The 14,470-nt window shown below is 64.6% G+C and carries 13 protein-coding genes; 6 read left to right on the forward strand and 7 right to left on the reverse strand.

Annotated elements, in window-relative coordinates:
* Positions 1-819 precede the first annotated feature (819 nt).
* From AB4Y44_RS37515 to AB4Y44_RS37525, 3 genes are all read left to right on the forward strand, one after another.
* Positions 820-1,362 (forward strand): hypothetical protein, encoded by a 543-nt coding sequence (locus AB4Y44_RS37515; RefSeq protein WP_368702326.1) that lies wholly within the window; start codon positions 820-822, stop codon positions 1,360-1,362.
* An 88-nt stretch (positions 1,363-1,450) separates the two neighbouring features.
* Positions 1,451-2,542, forward strand: coding sequence for a porin (locus AB4Y44_RS37520; protein ID WP_368702347.1), 1,092 nt, complete (start codon positions 1,451-1,453; stop codon positions 2,540-2,542).
* 252 nt (positions 2,543-2,794) lie between these two features.
* Positions 2,795-3,832 (forward strand): zinc-dependent alcohol dehydrogenase family protein, encoded by a 1,038-nt coding sequence (locus AB4Y44_RS37525; RefSeq protein WP_368702327.1) that lies wholly within the window; start codon positions 2,795-2,797, stop codon positions 3,830-3,832.
* A gap of 51 nt (positions 3,833-3,883) precedes the next feature.
* Here the strand turns inward: AB4Y44_RS37525 and AB4Y44_RS37530 are convergent, their stop codons facing one another.
* Positions 3,884-4,468, reverse strand: a complete 585-nt coding sequence (locus AB4Y44_RS37530; RefSeq protein WP_368702328.1) for a DUF2092 domain-containing protein — start codon at positions 4,466-4,468, stop codon at positions 3,884-3,886.
* Positions 4,469-4,677: 209 nt separating this feature from the next.
* Between AB4Y44_RS37530 and AB4Y44_RS37535 the strand changes: the two genes are divergently transcribed.
* The 3 genes from AB4Y44_RS37535 to AB4Y44_RS37545 are packed head-to-tail and all read left to right on the forward strand — an operon-like array spanning position 4,678 to position 8,183.
* Positions 4,678-6,117 carry an MFS transporter gene (locus AB4Y44_RS37535; RefSeq protein ID WP_368702329.1) on the forward strand — a complete coding sequence of 480 codons (1,440 nt, stop codon included), beginning with the start codon at positions 4,678-4,680 and terminating at the stop codon, positions 6,115-6,117.
* A 24-nt stretch (positions 6,118-6,141) separates the two neighbouring features.
* Positions 6,142-7,338 carry a CaiB/BaiF CoA transferase family protein gene (locus AB4Y44_RS37540; RefSeq protein WP_368702330.1) on the forward strand — a complete coding sequence of 399 codons (1,197 nt, stop codon included), beginning with the start codon at positions 6,142-6,144 and terminating at the stop codon, positions 7,336-7,338.
* 2 nt (positions 7,339-7,340) lie between these two features.
* Positions 7,341-8,183 carry a citryl-CoA lyase gene (locus tag AB4Y44_RS37545; RefSeq protein WP_342921274.1) on the forward strand — a complete coding sequence of 281 codons (843 nt, stop codon included), beginning with the start codon at positions 7,341-7,343 and terminating at the stop codon, positions 8,181-8,183.
* Between the two features lie 74 nt (positions 8,184-8,257).
* Here the strand turns inward: AB4Y44_RS37545 and AB4Y44_RS37550 are convergent, their stop codons facing one another.
* The 6 genes from AB4Y44_RS37550 to AB4Y44_RS37575 form a co-directional block, all read right to left on the reverse strand.
* Entirely contained in the window at positions 8,258-9,028 is a 771-nt protein-coding gene (locus AB4Y44_RS37550; RefSeq protein ID WP_342921275.1) for an IclR family transcriptional regulator, read from the reverse strand.
* Between the two features lie 122 nt (positions 9,029-9,150).
* Complete coding sequence (locus AB4Y44_RS37555) at positions 9,151-10,158, reverse strand: substrate-binding domain-containing protein (RefSeq protein ID WP_368702331.1); 1,008 nt, start codon at positions 10,156-10,158, stop codon at positions 9,151-9,153.
* Positions 10,159-10,193: 35 nt separating this feature from the next.
* Positions 10,194-11,291 (reverse strand): ABC transporter ATP-binding protein, encoded by a 1,098-nt coding sequence (locus AB4Y44_RS37560; RefSeq protein ID WP_368702332.1) that lies wholly within the window; start codon positions 11,289-11,291, stop codon positions 10,194-10,196.
* 9 nt (positions 11,292-11,300) lie between these two features.
* Entirely contained in the window at positions 11,301-12,230 is a 930-nt protein-coding gene (locus AB4Y44_RS37565; RefSeq protein WP_368702333.1) for a carbohydrate ABC transporter permease, read from the reverse strand.
* Positions 12,227-13,171, reverse strand: coding sequence for a sugar ABC transporter permease (locus tag AB4Y44_RS37570; protein ID WP_342921279.1), 945 nt, complete (start codon positions 13,169-13,171; stop codon positions 12,227-12,229). The genes AB4Y44_RS37565 and AB4Y44_RS37570 overlap by 4 nt, the downstream gene beginning before the upstream one ends.
* A gap of 8 nt (positions 13,172-13,179) precedes the next feature.
* Entirely contained in the window at positions 13,180-14,418 is a 1,239-nt protein-coding gene (locus tag AB4Y44_RS37575; RefSeq protein ID WP_368702334.1) for an ABC transporter substrate-binding protein, read from the reverse strand.
* Positions 14,419-14,470: the final 52 nt, after the last annotated feature.

Consider the following 14,470-nt stretch of genomic DNA (forward strand, 5'->3'; position numbering starts at 1 on the left):
CTCGAAGACCTGCCGGCGCCGCAGCACCTGACGCTGTCGACACGCGTGTGGATGGGCGTGCTGCGCACCTACCTCGTCGTCGCAGTGGGTCTCGTGATCGTGAAGGTCGTGCAGATGGCCATTCACTAAGGCGGAGCGGGGCAGGTATATGCCTGCCCCTTTTTTGCACGTCCGCTGGCTGGAGCAGGGTTCAGGCACAGTGGAGCAGGGGGGGCGAAGCTGCGCTGGTCTGGACGACCGGACCTTGCCGGGACACTGCGGGCGATTGCATCAGGAGTCGATGATGAAAAAGCACGTTCTCTCGCTTTCCGTGGTTTCAGCCCTGGTCCTCGCCGTCGCTTTTCTCGTCGTCGATCAGGACTGTCAGGTATCCACAACGAACGCCATGCATGCTGTTGCGGACGCGTTTTCCGAAAACGGACTGCCGAGTGGCGGAGCATCCCACTGTCTTGTCTACGGGAAATACTGCCTCAGTAACGCGTTACGCAGCCGATAATCGATACGCGGCGCGAGACGACCGAATAAAGCGCGTTTGCAGACCTCGCGTTGCGAAGTCGTTTCCTCCGTATCGATTTCTCTTATCGGCGACAGGGTCTGCAAGCCGGTCTGCCGACCTCCCGCCGTGCACCGTTGAATCCCGCCAAGCCTCGTCCAGCTTGGTGCTGCGCGGCTCATCGCGAGCCACGAGCGTGCCTTGCGCGTGCTTTCTTGCCCACGGAGCGCGTCTTGCCTGCCGTTAACCCGATGTAGTTTTCCGTAAGCCCCGTTTCTATCCTGGCGAAAGACATTTTTCGTGCAGTACGACAGGAGGAGACGGCGATGAGCGGCAATGCAAGCGTAGGTGAGGGTGGGTATCAAGGGACGAGAACGGCAATCGACGGCAAGCCGACGCTCGGCGCAATCTTGCGCGCCGGCATAGCCGGCGGCTTGACGGGCGCGGTCATCATCTGGATTTACGAGGCGCTCATCTGGGTCGGCGCCCAGCATCTCATGCCGCTTGCGGGTATTCCCCGCAACGCGACCGGCCTCGTGTTCGGCAAGGGCGTACAGGACTCGCTCGGCATCTGGGCGTATTTCCTCGGGACTGCCATCCATTTCTTCTTCGCCATTGCGTGGGGCGTACTGTTCGCCGCGATCTGGCCGTATTTCCGCCGCCACGGCTACGAGGCCACGTTCGTCGCGCTCTTTTACGCGATCCTGGCCTGGATCGTCATGCATGTGGCGATCAGCATCGCGTCCGACAACCATCCCAATTACTACGACCCGGTCGTCATCATCGGCGGTTTCATGTCGCACTTTTGCTTCACGGTGCCGCTCGCCCTCGTGGTGAAGCGCATGCTCGCGACCGACCGCACAAGCTGACACCTTCAGCGTCAGCGCCAATCTATCAAGAAGTTAACAACAGGGGAAAGTGACGATGTCGTTAAATAGAGGATTCCTTAGCTTGTCGGTGATCGCTGCAGCGGTCATCGCCAGTACGCCTGCAATCGCGCAATCGTCGGTGACGCTCTATGGCGTGCTCGACGTGTTCGCCGGCTACCAGAACACGAAAGTCGGCGGCAAGACCACGTCGCTCGCCGTGCTCGGCAACAATGGCTTGATGACGAGCCGCTGGGGCTTGCGCGGTACGGAGGACATAGGCGGCGGATACCGCGTGAACTTCGCGCTGGAAAGCGGCTTCGATCCGGGTACGGGCAAGCTGCAGAACAGCTACCGGTTCTTCGATCGCCAGGCGTGGGTCGGTGTGGGCGGCGGCTTCGGCGAGGTGCGCTTCGGCCGCCAGAACACGCCGATGTTCGCCTGGAGCGGCAATATGGACGCCTTCAGCGCGGCGACTTACGCCTCGGGCTACAACAACTTTGCGAACTGGCTGGCGCGCGTCGACAACGATATTGCGTGGATCTCGCCCAAGTTTGTGGGGACCCAGGTCGAACTGCATTATTCGGTGGGCGGCCAGCCGGGCACGCTCGCGGGCAATGCCGTGTATCAGGCCGGCGTGCAGTCCACCCAGGGCCCGGTTTATCTCGCGCTTGCCTATTTGAACGCGGCGAATGCGACAGCCTCCAACCGTGTGCAGGAATTCATCGCGGGCGGCAATCTCGACTACGGGTGGGGGCGCATCTACGTCGGCTATTTCCGCGCCAACGACGTCATTTCCGCGACCACCGGCAATGCGCTCAGCAACCCGGCCGGCAAATACGACCCGACGGTCGGACCGGTTGGCAACACGGCGGGCGACTGGCACAGCACGTATTCGCTCTCGGCCGACTACCGCTTCACGCCGTTCTTGAGCGTGGGCGCCGGCGCCGCCTACACCAAGGACAGCACGCATCTCGGCAACGACGCCCTGCAATATGGGGCGATCGTCAACTACGATCTTTCGAAGGGGACGAGGCTCTACGGCACGATTTCCGAATTGAAGAATTACGGCACCGCGCAGTTCAAGATGGCGGGCGCCAGCATTACGACGGGTTCGTTCCTGACGCCGGGACCCGGTCAGAGCGAATTCGGCGTGCAGGTCGGCATCCGCCATCTGTTCTAGTATTTGAGCGAGCACAAGAAATCTCATGCTTAACGCATGAACCTCCACGCCATCACTTCGTAGCCGTCGGACCTTGGACTACGATCATGAATGCAAGGGCGAAGTCGTCGCTGTTTCGGATCCGTTCTCGGCGGCTCACCGCGTATCGAAATAAGCAAACCTTGCAGGGGAAGACGGACTCGCCGCGCGCCCGCTGACCGAAAGGAGGGCTCCCGGCGAGCCGGCGTATTTCCGGTTGTCGATGGAGGAACCATGAAAGCACTGGTTTACAACGGTCCGGGCAAGTTCGCACTCGAAACGCGGCCAATGCCCGCCTTGCAGGGACCCGGCGACGCCGTCGTCAAGATCTCGAAGACGACGATCTGCGGCACCGATCTCCACATTCTCAAGGGTGACGTGCCGAGTTGCGAGCCGGGCCGCATTCTCGGCCACGAAGGCGTGGGCGTCGTCCACGAGATCGGCAGCGGCGTCTCGACGCTGAAAGTCGGCGATCACGTGCTCGTCTCGTGCATCTCGAGCTGCGGACAGTGCGAGTACTGCCGGCGCGGCATGTATTCGCACTGCAAGACGGGCGGCTGGATACTCGGTAATCGCATCGACGGCACGCAGGCCGAATACGTGCGTACGCCGCACGCGCAAACGAGCCTGTACCGGATTCCCGACGGCCTCGACGAGGCCGCGCTCGTGATGCTCTCGGACATCCTGCCGACGGGCTTCGAATGCGGCGTGCTCAACGGCAAGGTCGAACCCGGCAGCACGGTGGCCGTTGTCGGCTCCGGGCCAATCGGGCTGGCCGCGCTCCTGACTGCGCAGTTTTATTCGCCCGCGCAGATCATCATGATCGATATGGACCCCAACCGTCTGGAATGCGCGAAGAAATTCGGCGCGACGGCGTGCATCGATCCGCGCGCGGGCGACGCCGTCGATGCGGTGATGAAGCTCACGGATGGCGTGGGCGTCGATTGCGCGATGGAGGCCGTCGGCGTGCCTGCGACGTTCGAGCTGTGTCAGCAGATCGTGGCGCCGGGCGGCGTGATTGCGAACATCGGCGTGCACGGCGTGCCGGCTTCGCTTTTCCTCGACAAGCTCTGGGACCGCAACGTGGCGATCACGACGCGTCTCGTCGACACAGTGAGCACGCCCATGCTGCTCAAGACCGTGCGCGCCGGACGGATCGATCCGAACCGGCTGATCACGCATCGGTTTTCGTTCGAAGACATGCCCAAGGCGTATGAGACGTTCTCGCAAGCGGCCAGCACGCAGGCGTTGAAGGTGATTGTCGAGATGTGATGCGGTGGATTCTGATGTTTGCGAACATCATAAAAACTGCGATAATTTATCTTATGTTAAATAAGAAAATTCATGGGCGGCGCCACCTGGCAAGTCTTCCCGCTCCGCGAGCGGCGCTTCGATACGCCAGCTATTCGCGAGTTCGCGTACGAGGCCATCGAGCGTCGGTGGCGCGTCATTGCGCGTGTAAAAACCTTGCTTTTCGTTGAAGGTCATGAACTCGCGGCCGTCATAGATCAGTCCACGCAGGTTGCCGTTGCCCGTGATCTCGGCGCGCAGTCGGTCGGGCCGCTGGACCTTGAGCACCGTATGACGCAGCGGTGCGGCGTTCTGGCCGTTGTCGAGCACGACGTCGGTCGACGTGTCCGCGTTGACCTCGAACCGGCGCAACGTGCGCAGATAAGCGCCCATGGCATTGAGCGCGTCGAGCGCCTGTGGATCGACGGCGGGTTGCGGCGCATTCGCGGCGGCGGTTACCTCGCCGTTATCGAGATCGGTGAGCGGCGATGGCACATGCGATTGCGCCTGCGTGTACCCCTCGCTCTGCGGATGCGCACAGCCGGAGAGCGCGATAGCGGCGCAGAGCGACAAGGCCAGCGCGGCAGGAACGCCTCCGGAAAAGACTTTCTTCTTCAAGACGTCTCCTGACTGAGCATCCGAATAAAACGACGGCCTTGGAGCACATGCCCAGTGGCGCTCTGTGAGGCGCACCCTGCACGTCCCACTCAGTAAAAGCCCTGGTCGGTTGCCTCACCGCCTCGCAGTATCATCGAGTCATATTTTTAGAACGACGTTCTGTTTGGTAGAACGAACAGACGCGCAAACGAAGCGTTCAGGAGATTCCGATGTCCAGCTTGCCAATCGGAGCGACACACGCGTCGCTCCGGGACCACGCCGCCGCGCCCGTCAGTGCGGCCGAGATCAACGCGCGCATTGACCGTCTGCCGGCCACGCGCACCATCTGGACGCTCGTGCTCCTGCTTTCGCTAGGCGGCTGGTTCGAGTTCTACGATCTGTTCTTCACGGCCTATGTCGGGCCGGGCCTCGTGAAAAGCGGCCTCTACTCGACCACCACGGCTTCGTTCTTCGGCTTCTCGGGTCTCGGCGCCTTCGTGGCGGCGTCGTTCGCGGGGCTCTTCATCGGCACGTTCTGCCTGACAAGGCTTGCCGACCGCTATGGCCGCCGCACGCTGTTCACCGCATCCCTGCTCTGGTATTCGGTTGCGACCTGCCTCATGGCGCTGCAGACGAGCGCGCCCGGCATCAACCTGTGGCGCCTCATCGCGGGCATTGGCGTGGGCGTCGAACTCGTCACCATCGACACCTACGTGAGCGAACTCGTGCCCAAGCACATGCGCGGCCGCGCATTCGCGTTCGTGCATCTGGTGCAGTACACGGCCGTGCCGGCTGTCGCCTTGCTCGCATGGTGGTTCGTGCCGCGCGCGCCGCTCGGCTTCGATGGCTGGCGCTGGGTCGTGATGTTCGGCGCGTTCGGCGCGCTCATCGCCTGGGCGATCCGTCGCCGCGTGCCCGAGAGTGCGCGCTGGCTTGCGCAGCGCGGCCGCACCGAGGAAGCCGCGCGCATTCTCGCAAGGCTCGAAGCGAAGATCGAGGCGCAGCACGGACGCGTGCTGCTCGCGCCTGTCGTCGAATCGGCCAGCACGCAAACGCTCGCCAAGGCGCGCTTCGCCGAGATCTGGCAGCCGCCTTACCGCCGCCGCACGATCACCCTGCTCGTCTTCAATCTGTTTCAGGCCATTGGCTTCTACGGCTTCGCCTCGTGGGTGCCGACGCTGCTCGTTTCCAAAGGCGTCACGGTCACGCACAGCCTGCTCTACTCGTTCGTGATCGCCGCGTCGAATCCGTTCGGCCCGCTGCTCGGCATGGCGATAGCCGACCGCATCGAGCGCAAGACGCTCGTCGTGCTCTCCGCGCTCGCCATCGCCGTCTGCGGCATGCTGTTCGCCATGCAAACCTCGGCCGGCATGCTCATGTTCCTCGGCGTGCTCATCACGCTGGGCGGCACGCTGCTCTCGGTTGGCTATCACGCGTACCAGGTCGAGCTGTTCCCCACGCGCATGCGCGCCACCGCCGTTGGCTTCGTTTATTCGATGTCGCGCCTCTCGGCGATGTTCTCTGGCTTCATGATCGCGTTCGCACTGCGCCACTTCGGTGTGCCAGGCGTTTTCGCGCTGATCACGGGCGCGATGATCGTCGTGATGGCGGCCATCGGCATCTTCGGGCCGCGCACGAAGAATCGCGCGCTCGACGACATCTCCCGGTAATCTATTCAATACGAGGCTGTCACCATGCTCCCCTTAGCCGGCGTGCGCGTCCTGGATCTGTCGAATGTGCTCGCGGGTCCGTTCTGCGCCTATCAACTCGCACTCTTCGGCGCCGAAGTCACCAAGGTCGAGCATCCTGAAGGCGGCGATCTTGCTCGGCGCCTCGGGGCCGACAAGGACGCCGCGGCGCGCAATATGGGCGCGTCGTTCGTGGCCGTGAATGCGGGCAAGCGCTCGATCACGCTGAACCTGAAAGACCCGCGCGGCAAGGCCATTCTGCTCGATCTGGTACGCCACGCCGACGTGCTCGTCGAAAATTTCCGCCCCGGCGTGATGGACCGCCTCGAACTCGGCTACGATCAGTTATCCAAAGTGAATCCGGCACTGGTCTACTGTGCGATTTCCGGTTTCGGCGACGAAGGCGAGCTGTCGCGCCGCCCGGCGTACGACCAGATCATTCAGGGCATGTCCGGCGTGATGAGCGTGACGGGCGACGCGCACAGCGCGCCGCTGCGCGTGGGCTATCCCGTCTCCGATACGGTGGGCGGCCTCACCGCCGCGTTCGGCATTTGCGCGGCGCTCGTCGACGCGCGCACGAGCGGCCGCGGGCGGCGCCTCGACGTTTCGATGCTCGAAGCCACGCTCGCGACCATGGGCTGGGTCGTGTCGAACTACCTGAACGCCGGGGTCGAGCCCGCGCCGATGGGCAACGAGAATTTCACGGCCGCGCCCTCGGGCACCTTCCGCACCGGCGCGGGCCTGCTCAATATCGCGGCAAACGAAACGCGCCAGTTCGAAAGCCTGTGCGAGGCGATCGGCCGCCCCGACCTGCCGCGCGACGAACGTTTTGCCGCGCGCCATTCGCGCAAGCAGTACCGCGAAGCGCTCAAGGCCGAGATCGAAGCCGCGCTCGCCGCAGACAGCGCGGCCAACTGGGAAACGCGCCTGCTCGAGCGCGGCGTGCCCGTGGGCCGCGTGCTCTCGGTGCCCGAAATCCTCGCGCATCCGCATCTGGCCGAACGGCGCTTCATCCGCGAGTTCGAACCGGCACAGGGCGAAGCCGCGCAACGCGTGACGCGCGCGGGCCTGCGGCTCGCCGATGCCGACGCCGCGCCCGCCACGCCCGCCCCGACGCTCGGCGCCCACACGCGCGAAACGCTCGCACAACTCGGTTACGAAGCCGCCCAAATCGACGCCCTCCACCAAGACGGAGTGATCTGAGCATGCCGACCACGAACACGACCACGCCCGATCTCGCTGACCTTTGCGCCGACTACTGGAGCACCTCGATCGTCGACATTCACCCGGGCTCCATCAAGGTGCGCGGCTATCCGATCCAGGAGCTGATCGGCAACGTGAGCTTCCCGCAGATGATCTGGCTGATGCTGCGCGGCGAGTTGCCTGGCGACGAAGAGGCTACGCTGCTCGAAGCGGCGCTCGTGGCCTCGGTCGATCACGGGCCACATGCGCCTTCGATCGCGATCTCGCGCATGGCCACGAGCTGTGGCTTGCCGATCAACGGCGCAATGGCCTCGGCGCTCAACGCACTCGACGACGTGCACGGCGGCGCCGGCCAGCAGGCGGTCGAACTCTATGCCGACATCGCCGCGCGCATCGTGGCAGGCGCTCCATTCGAAGCGGCGGTCGAAGCCGGCGTCGACGAGTTCATCGCCGCTCACGGCAAGTATCTGCCGGGCTTCGGCCATCGCTTTCATCCGGTCGATCCGCGCGCCGGACGGCTGCTCGCGCTAGTCGATGCCCGTGTGGCGTCCGGCACGATCAAGGGCCGCTACGCCGCGATTGCGCGCGGTATCGAAGCCTTGCTGAAAACGCGCAAGGACCGACCCGTGCCGATGAACATCGACGGCGTAACGGCCGTGATCTATGCCGAACTGGGCTTTGCGCCCGAGCTGGCGCGCGGCGTGTTCTGTCTCTCGCGCGCGGTGGGCATCCTCGCGCATGCGTGGGAACAGCGCGGGCGCGGCGAGCGTAACAAGGGACCCATGCCGCGTCAGATTCCATATGCCTATACCGGCGCACCGGAGCGACATCTGGAGCACTCCTGATCAACGCACCGTGAAAGCGATCGCGTGCAAACGGCGCTTTGCGCTTGCCGTGTTTGCGCTAGCCGCGCCTGGCTTCAGGCGTCCTGGCGTGCGCGTGCAGCATGCGCACGCTGAGCGGCGCGCAGCGCGCGCGAGTCGCCGCCGAGCGCGTCGGTAGCGCGTATCGCGCAATCGAACAGCGCGTCGAGATGGCGCTCGACGAACGCCCCGTCGATACGCGAACTCGGCCCGGCGAGCGTGAGCACGCCACGCAAGGTATCGTGAATGCCGAAGACGGGCATGGAGACGCCCGCGGTCTCGCGGTCGCGCTCGCCGATCGAGATGCAGTAGAAGTCGTGGCGAATGGTCTCGAACGGCTCGCCCGACTCGCCGCCGAACGCCAGCAGCGCGCGCCCGCCTGATCCGCTTTCGAGCGGCAGCACGTCACCCTCGCGCACATGGTGGCGCACCACGTGATGGGAATCGACGCGATGCAGGCACACGCGCACCGCGTTGTCGCGCACGTAGAACGAAACGCTCTCCCCGCTCGCAGCAGCCAGTTCACGCATGAGCGGCAGCAGAATGTCGCCCATGTTGAGGCTGCGTTGATAGAGCGCGCCCAGCGCGAACGTGGCGGGACCGAGCTGGTAGCGGCCGTCGTCGAGGCGCAGCAGCAGGCGATGCTGAATCAACGCACCGGCCAGCCGCAGCAACGTGCTTTTATAGAGGCCCGTGCGCGCCGCGAGTTCGGCGAGTGTGAGCGCGCTGTCTCCGGGGCGAAACGCAAACAGGATGGCACACGCGCGGTCGATGACAGCGACGCCTTCTTCTTTCTTGACCGTACCAGCCGGGTCTTGCGCGGGCATGAATGGAAAACGTGGGGATTGGGAATGCGTTCGATTTTACGCGACTTGCCGCCTCCCGGGGTGTGGCTTCCCACCCTCACCTTCGCCTCCACCGCCGTTGCTCGATGCACGCGACGCGCGCTTTACTTCGCCCGCACCACCGAATCGCGCATCGTCACGCTCACGGGGAACGTGCGCTCGATCGGCCACTGCGTGCCGTAGCACTGGTTGATGAGCCAGCGCACCGCATTGCGCGTGAGTTCCGCGGTGGGAATGTGCACCGAGGTCAGCGCCGGCGCCATGTAGGCTGCCGAATAATCGTCGTCGTAGCCGATCACCGAAACGTCGTCGGGCACGCGCAACCCTGCCTGCTGCAGGCGCGCGAGCGCACTCATGGCCATCGTATCGTTCGCGCAGAACAGCCCGGTGAAGCGGTGTTTGCGTTCGAGAAGCGTCCCGGCCGCCACATAGCCGCCTTCGGGCGAGAAGTCCGAGACGATATGCGGCACGGTCCCGCGCTCGATGCCGTGACGCGCGAGCTCCGCGAAGAATCCATGCAGACGTGCCGCATTGTCCGATGACGTGGACGGCCCGCCGATCACCGCGAGCTCGCGATGGCCGTGCTCAATGAGCGTGCGGGCCGCCATCTCGCCGCCGTGAAAGTGATCGGCACAAAACGATGCTTCGGGTAACTGATCGAATGAGCGGTTCAGGAAGGCCATGCGCGGGTGCATGGCGTGCAGCATCTGCAGGTCGTCGTCGTACAGGTCGTGGCTGATGACCACGACGCCGTCGCAATCGCGGCCGATCAGGAAGCGCACGGCCTCGATCGCCTGCTCGCGCGGCGAAGCTTCGCCGCAACCGGTAGCGACCACCACATGGCGCCGTACGGCGCGCAGCTGCGTGTCGGTTTCCTTCAGGATGGTGCCGTAGTACGAGCCGAAAAACGTCGGTACGAAGATACCGATGATGCCGAGCGACTTCGTGGCCATCGCCCGGCCGATGGACGAAGGCCGGAAATTGAGCTGCTCGATCGCGGCCTGCACGCGCGCGGCCGCCTCCGCCGACACCGGACCGTTGCCCGATATCGCCCGCGAAGCCGTCGAAAGGCCCACGCCGGCCAGCGCCGCCACGTCTTTCAGGGTCGCCACGTTCCTGGTCTCTCTGTCTTTGTCGGTTGTATGCATCAAATCCGTGCGCCGGTTTCTTCGTCGAACAGCGAAACATGCGCACCGTCGATGGAGAACGGCACCGCCGCCCCACTCGCCAGCGGCGTCTTGTCCTGATCGATCGACGCGATCTGCCCCCCCTGATGCTCGAGCCACAGGACCCGATGATTGCCCATGGGTTCCACGAGCGTCAAGCGGCCTTCCCACGCCGCTTCGTGCGGGCGCACCGCACCGCCTGCGCGCACGTCTTCCGGGCGCACGCCGAGGACGCAGGGGCGCGTCGGATCCGGCGTGCCCTTGAACGCGTAAGCCGACACATCCACGTCGAGGCCCGACCCGCGAAAGCGCAGCCGGCCTTCGTCGGCTTCGAGCCGGCCACGCAGCAGGTTCATCGGCGGCGCGCCAAGGAAGGTCGCGACGAACAGGTTCTCGGGACGCGCGTAGACTTCGGCCGGCGTGCCGAACTGCTGGATCGCGCCGCCCTTCATCACCGCCATGCGTGTGGCGAGCGTCATCGCCTCGACCTGGTCGTGCGTCACATAGATCATCGTCGCGCCGAGTTGCTGATGCAACTGCTTCAGTTCGCGGCGCAATTCGGTGCGCAACTTGGCGTCGAGGTTCGAGAGCGGCTCGTCGAACAGGAACACGTCCGCCTCGCGCACGAGTGCGCGTCCGATCGCTACACGCTGGCGCTGGCCGCCCGAGAGCTGCGCGGGTTTGCGCGCAAGCAGCGGCCCGAGCTGCAGCATGTCGGCGGCGCGCTTCACGCGGCGGTCGATTTCCGCCTTCGGCGTGCCATTGATACGCAGTGCGAATGAGAGATTGCGCTCCACGTTCATGGTTGGATAGAGCGCGTACGACTGGAACACGAGCGCCACGCCCCGATCCTTCGGGTCCGCCCAGGTCATATCCTCGCCGCCGATCTCGATGCTGCCGTCGGTCACGTCGACGAGGCCCGCGATGCTGTGCAGCAAGGTGGATTTGCCGCAGCCCGATGGCCCGAGCAGCACGACGAACTCGCCTGCGCGCACATCGAGATCGAGTTCGTCGATCACCGTGTTCGCGCCGAGGTCGATGCGCAGGTTGCGTACGGAAACGTTCGTGAGATTGCCCATGGCCTGCTCCTAGCCTTTCACCGCGCCCGAGGCGATGCCGCGCACGAACCAGCGCCCCGAAATGAAGTAGATCGCGAGCGGCACGGCCGACGTGAGGATCGTCGCGGCCATGTTGACGTTGTAGATACGCTCGCCGGTCGTCGTATTGATGATGTTGTTCAGCTGCACCGTCATCGGCAGGTTTTTCGTGCCCGCGAACACGAGGCCAAGAACATAGTCGTTCCAGATGCCGGTCACCTGCATGATGATCGCCACGACGATGATCGGCACCGACATCGGCAGCATGAGCTGCATGAAGATGCGCCAGAACCCGCCGCCGTCGATGCGCGCGGCCTTGAACAGCTCCTGCGGCAACGACGCGTAGTAGTTGCGGAACAGGAGCGTCATGACCGGCATGCCGAAGATCGTGTGTATCACAACGATGCCCGGCAGCGAGCTGAACAGATGCATGAAGGCGAGCACGCGCACGAGCGGGTACACCATCACCTGCACGGGAATGAACGCGCCCGCGAGCAGGATGCCGAACAGCACGCCCGCGCCGCGCGGCCGCCAGAACGACAGCGCGTAGCCGTTCACGGCGCCCACGGCGATCGAGATGACCGTGCTCGGCACGACGATGCGCACCGAATTCCAGAAGCCCACGCGAATGCCGCCGCAGTCGAGCCCCGTGCACGCGGAGGACCACGCGTCGCGCCACGGCGCGAGCGTCAAATGCACCGGCAGCGCGAGCAGATGACCGAGGCGGATCTCGGTCATCGGCTTCACCGAAGTCACCAGCATCACATAGAGCGGCAGCAGGAAGAACAGCGCCGCCGTGAACAGAAACGCATACACGCCGAGCCGCGCAGGCGTGAAGCGGCTGCGCGGCTTGCGCCGCTTTTGTGCCGCACGCGCGGAAGCGGGCTCGGGACGCAGCGAATCGGCCACAGGCGAGCTCATGCCCGGTCTCCTTTGAGCGCCGCGCGGCTGCGCGCGTAGAAGAATGGCGCAAGAATCGCGAGGACGGTTGCGAGCAGCACGATCGACGCTGCCGAAGCGAGCCCGATGTTCGCGCGATTGAACAGGTAATCCATGATGAATTTGGCTGGCACCTCGCTCGCGGTGCCGGGGCCGCCCTGGGTCATCGCGACCACGGCGTCGTAGAGCTTCACGACCATCACGAAGAGCAGCACGAATGCCGTGGAAAGCGAGGTCTTGAGCATCGGCACGACGATGCTCGCGTACACGCGCCAGCGCGGAATGCCGTCGAGGCGCGCGGCCTTCCATATCTCGTCGTCGATGCCGCGCAGACCTGCGAGCATGAGCGCCATCACGAGGCCGGAGGCCTGCCACACCGTGGCGATCACGAGCGTGTAGATCGCAAAGCGCTGCGTGACGATCCAGTCGAAGCGCGCGTGCTCGAAGCCCATGTGCCGCAGCACGGCCTGCACGCCGAGTTCGGGGTTGAGGATCCACTGCCAGACGAGGCCCGTTGCGACGAACGACATCGCATAGGGGTAAAGAAACACCGTGCGCAGCGCGCCTTCCGCCACGACGCGCTGGTCGATGAAGATCGCGAGCAGCAGCCCGATCACGAGGCACGCCGCGATGAAGCACGCGCCGTAGATCACGAGATTCTGCAGCGACAGGATCCAGCGGTCGTTCTGGAAGAGCCGCACGTACTGCGTCACGCCCGCGAAGGTGTTGGTGGGCAGCGAGCGCGAGAGGCTGAGCGAGACGCGCGCCGTCCACAGCATGGTGCCGAGATACGCGAACAGGACCGTCGCCGCCATCGGCGCGAGCGCGATCCAGGCGGCGAGCGAGAGACGCCGCCGCGCGGGGCGCGCGCTGCGCGCTTGCCCCGTCTGGCGTTTGGCCGGGTGCAGCTTGGCGGCGTACATGGTCGCGCTCAGCTCTGGATTGCCGTAGCGAAGGCCTTCTGCGCGTCCTCGGCCGACTGGTTCTTGTTCCAGAAGTTCGTGATGACGTCCTGGAGCGCGCCCTGGACATCAGGCGGAATCAGCATTTCCGGATTCGGCAGTTGCCGCGACTTGTCCTTCATGATCGTCATGCCCTCCTTCGCGCAGACGTCGAAGCCCGAGGTGTCCACGTCGGGGCGAATCGGAATCGAGCCCTTCTTCTGGTTGAACGCGACTTGCGCGGCAGGCGACGTCATCACCGTGGCGAGCAGCTGCTGCGCCTTGACCTGCTCGGGGTTGTCGGTTTTCGGGAATACGAACACGTCGCCGGCGATCATGTACGGCGACTTCGGGAAACCGGGGAAGCATCCGAAGTCCTTGCCCGCCACCTGGTTCGCGGCCGAAAACTCGCCCTTGGCCCAGTCGCCCATGATCTGCATGCCCGCCTTGCCGGAAATCACGAGCGCCGTGGCGTCGTTCCAGTTGCGGCCCGGCGAGCCCGGATCCACGTAATTATGCAGCCGCTTGAAGGTCGTGAGCACGTTGCGGAACGCGGGCGAATTCACGGCGTTCGCGTCGCGGTCGCGGTACACCTTCATGTAGAGATCGCGGTCCATGTCGGCGAAGATGGCGTCGAACGTGATCTTCTCCTGCCATGCCTGGCCACCCAGCGCGAGGGGAATCAGCCCAGCCGACTTGAGCTTGTCGAGATCGGCGAAGAGTTGGTCGAAATTCTGCGGTTCGCTCTTGATCCCGGCCTTGGCGAACGCGGGCTTCGAATAGAAGAACCAGTCCTGCATGTGGATGTTCACGGGCGCGGCATAGTAGTGCCCTTTGACCTTGATCGCCGTGAGAATCGATTCAGGGAAGATGCCGCTCCAGTTCTCTTTCGTTGCGACCGCATCGACATTGTCCAGGAGTCCCTGGTCGATGAGATCGTGAAACTGCTTGGACGTATTGAACTGCGCAGCGGTGGGCGGATCGCCGCCCACGATGCGGTTGATTGCCGTCGCGCGCGCCTGGTCCCCACCGGCGATCGCGTTGTCCACCCACTTGCCACCCGCCTGATCGTAGGCAAGCGCGAACTGCTTGATCGCGGCCGACTCGCCGCCCGACGTCCACCAGTGAATCACGTTGGCCTTGAGCGGCTCCGCGGCGTGCGCCGCGAGCGCGCCGGCCAGCGCGAGAGCGGCGACGATGCCGCGCAGAACGGGTGCGTTGTGCTTCATTGCGTCTCCTGTCGATCCGGAGTTGGCGCTTCAGCTGTCGCCTGGCGTCAGT

This window comes from Paraburkholderia sp. BR10937 (assembly GCF_040965695.1).
GTDB lineage: Bacteria > Pseudomonadota > Gammaproteobacteria > Burkholderiales > Burkholderiaceae > Paraburkholderia.

Coding starts and splice junctions, on each gene's coding strand:
- AB4Y44_RS37515 (WP_368702326.1), top strand. CDS start 820: ATGAGCGGCAATGCAAGCGTAGGTGAGGGTGGGTATCAAGGGACGAGA.
- AB4Y44_RS37525 (WP_368702327.1), top strand. CDS start 2,795: ATGAAAGCACTGGTTTACAACGGTCCGGGCAAGTTCGCACTCGAAACG.
- AB4Y44_RS37535 (WP_368702329.1), top strand. CDS start 4,678: ATGTCCAGCTTGCCAATCGGAGCGACACACGCGTCGCTCCGGGACCAC.
- AB4Y44_RS37540 (WP_368702330.1), top strand. CDS start 6,142: ATGCTCCCCTTAGCCGGCGTGCGCGTCCTGGATCTGTCGAATGTGCTC.
- AB4Y44_RS37545 (WP_342921274.1), top strand. CDS start 7,341: ATGCCGACCACGAACACGACCACGCCCGATCTCGCTGACCTTTGCGCC.
- AB4Y44_RS37550 (WP_342921275.1), bottom strand. CDS start 9,028: ATGCCCGCGCAAGACCCGGCTGGTACGGTCAAGAAAGAAGAAGGCGTC.
- AB4Y44_RS37560 (WP_368702332.1), bottom strand. CDS start 11,291: ATGGGCAATCTCACGAACGTTTCCGTACGCAACCTGCGCATCGACCTC.
- AB4Y44_RS37565 (WP_368702333.1), bottom strand. CDS start 12,230: ATGAGCTCGCCTGTGGCCGATTCGCTGCGTCCCGAGCCCGCTTCCGCG.
- AB4Y44_RS37570 (WP_342921279.1), bottom strand. CDS start 13,171: ATGTACGCCGCCAAGCTGCACCCGGCCAAACGCCAGACGGGGCAAGCG.
- AB4Y44_RS37575 (WP_368702334.1), bottom strand. CDS start 14,418: ATGAAGCACAACGCACCCGTTCTGCGCGGCATCGTCGCCGCTCTCGCG.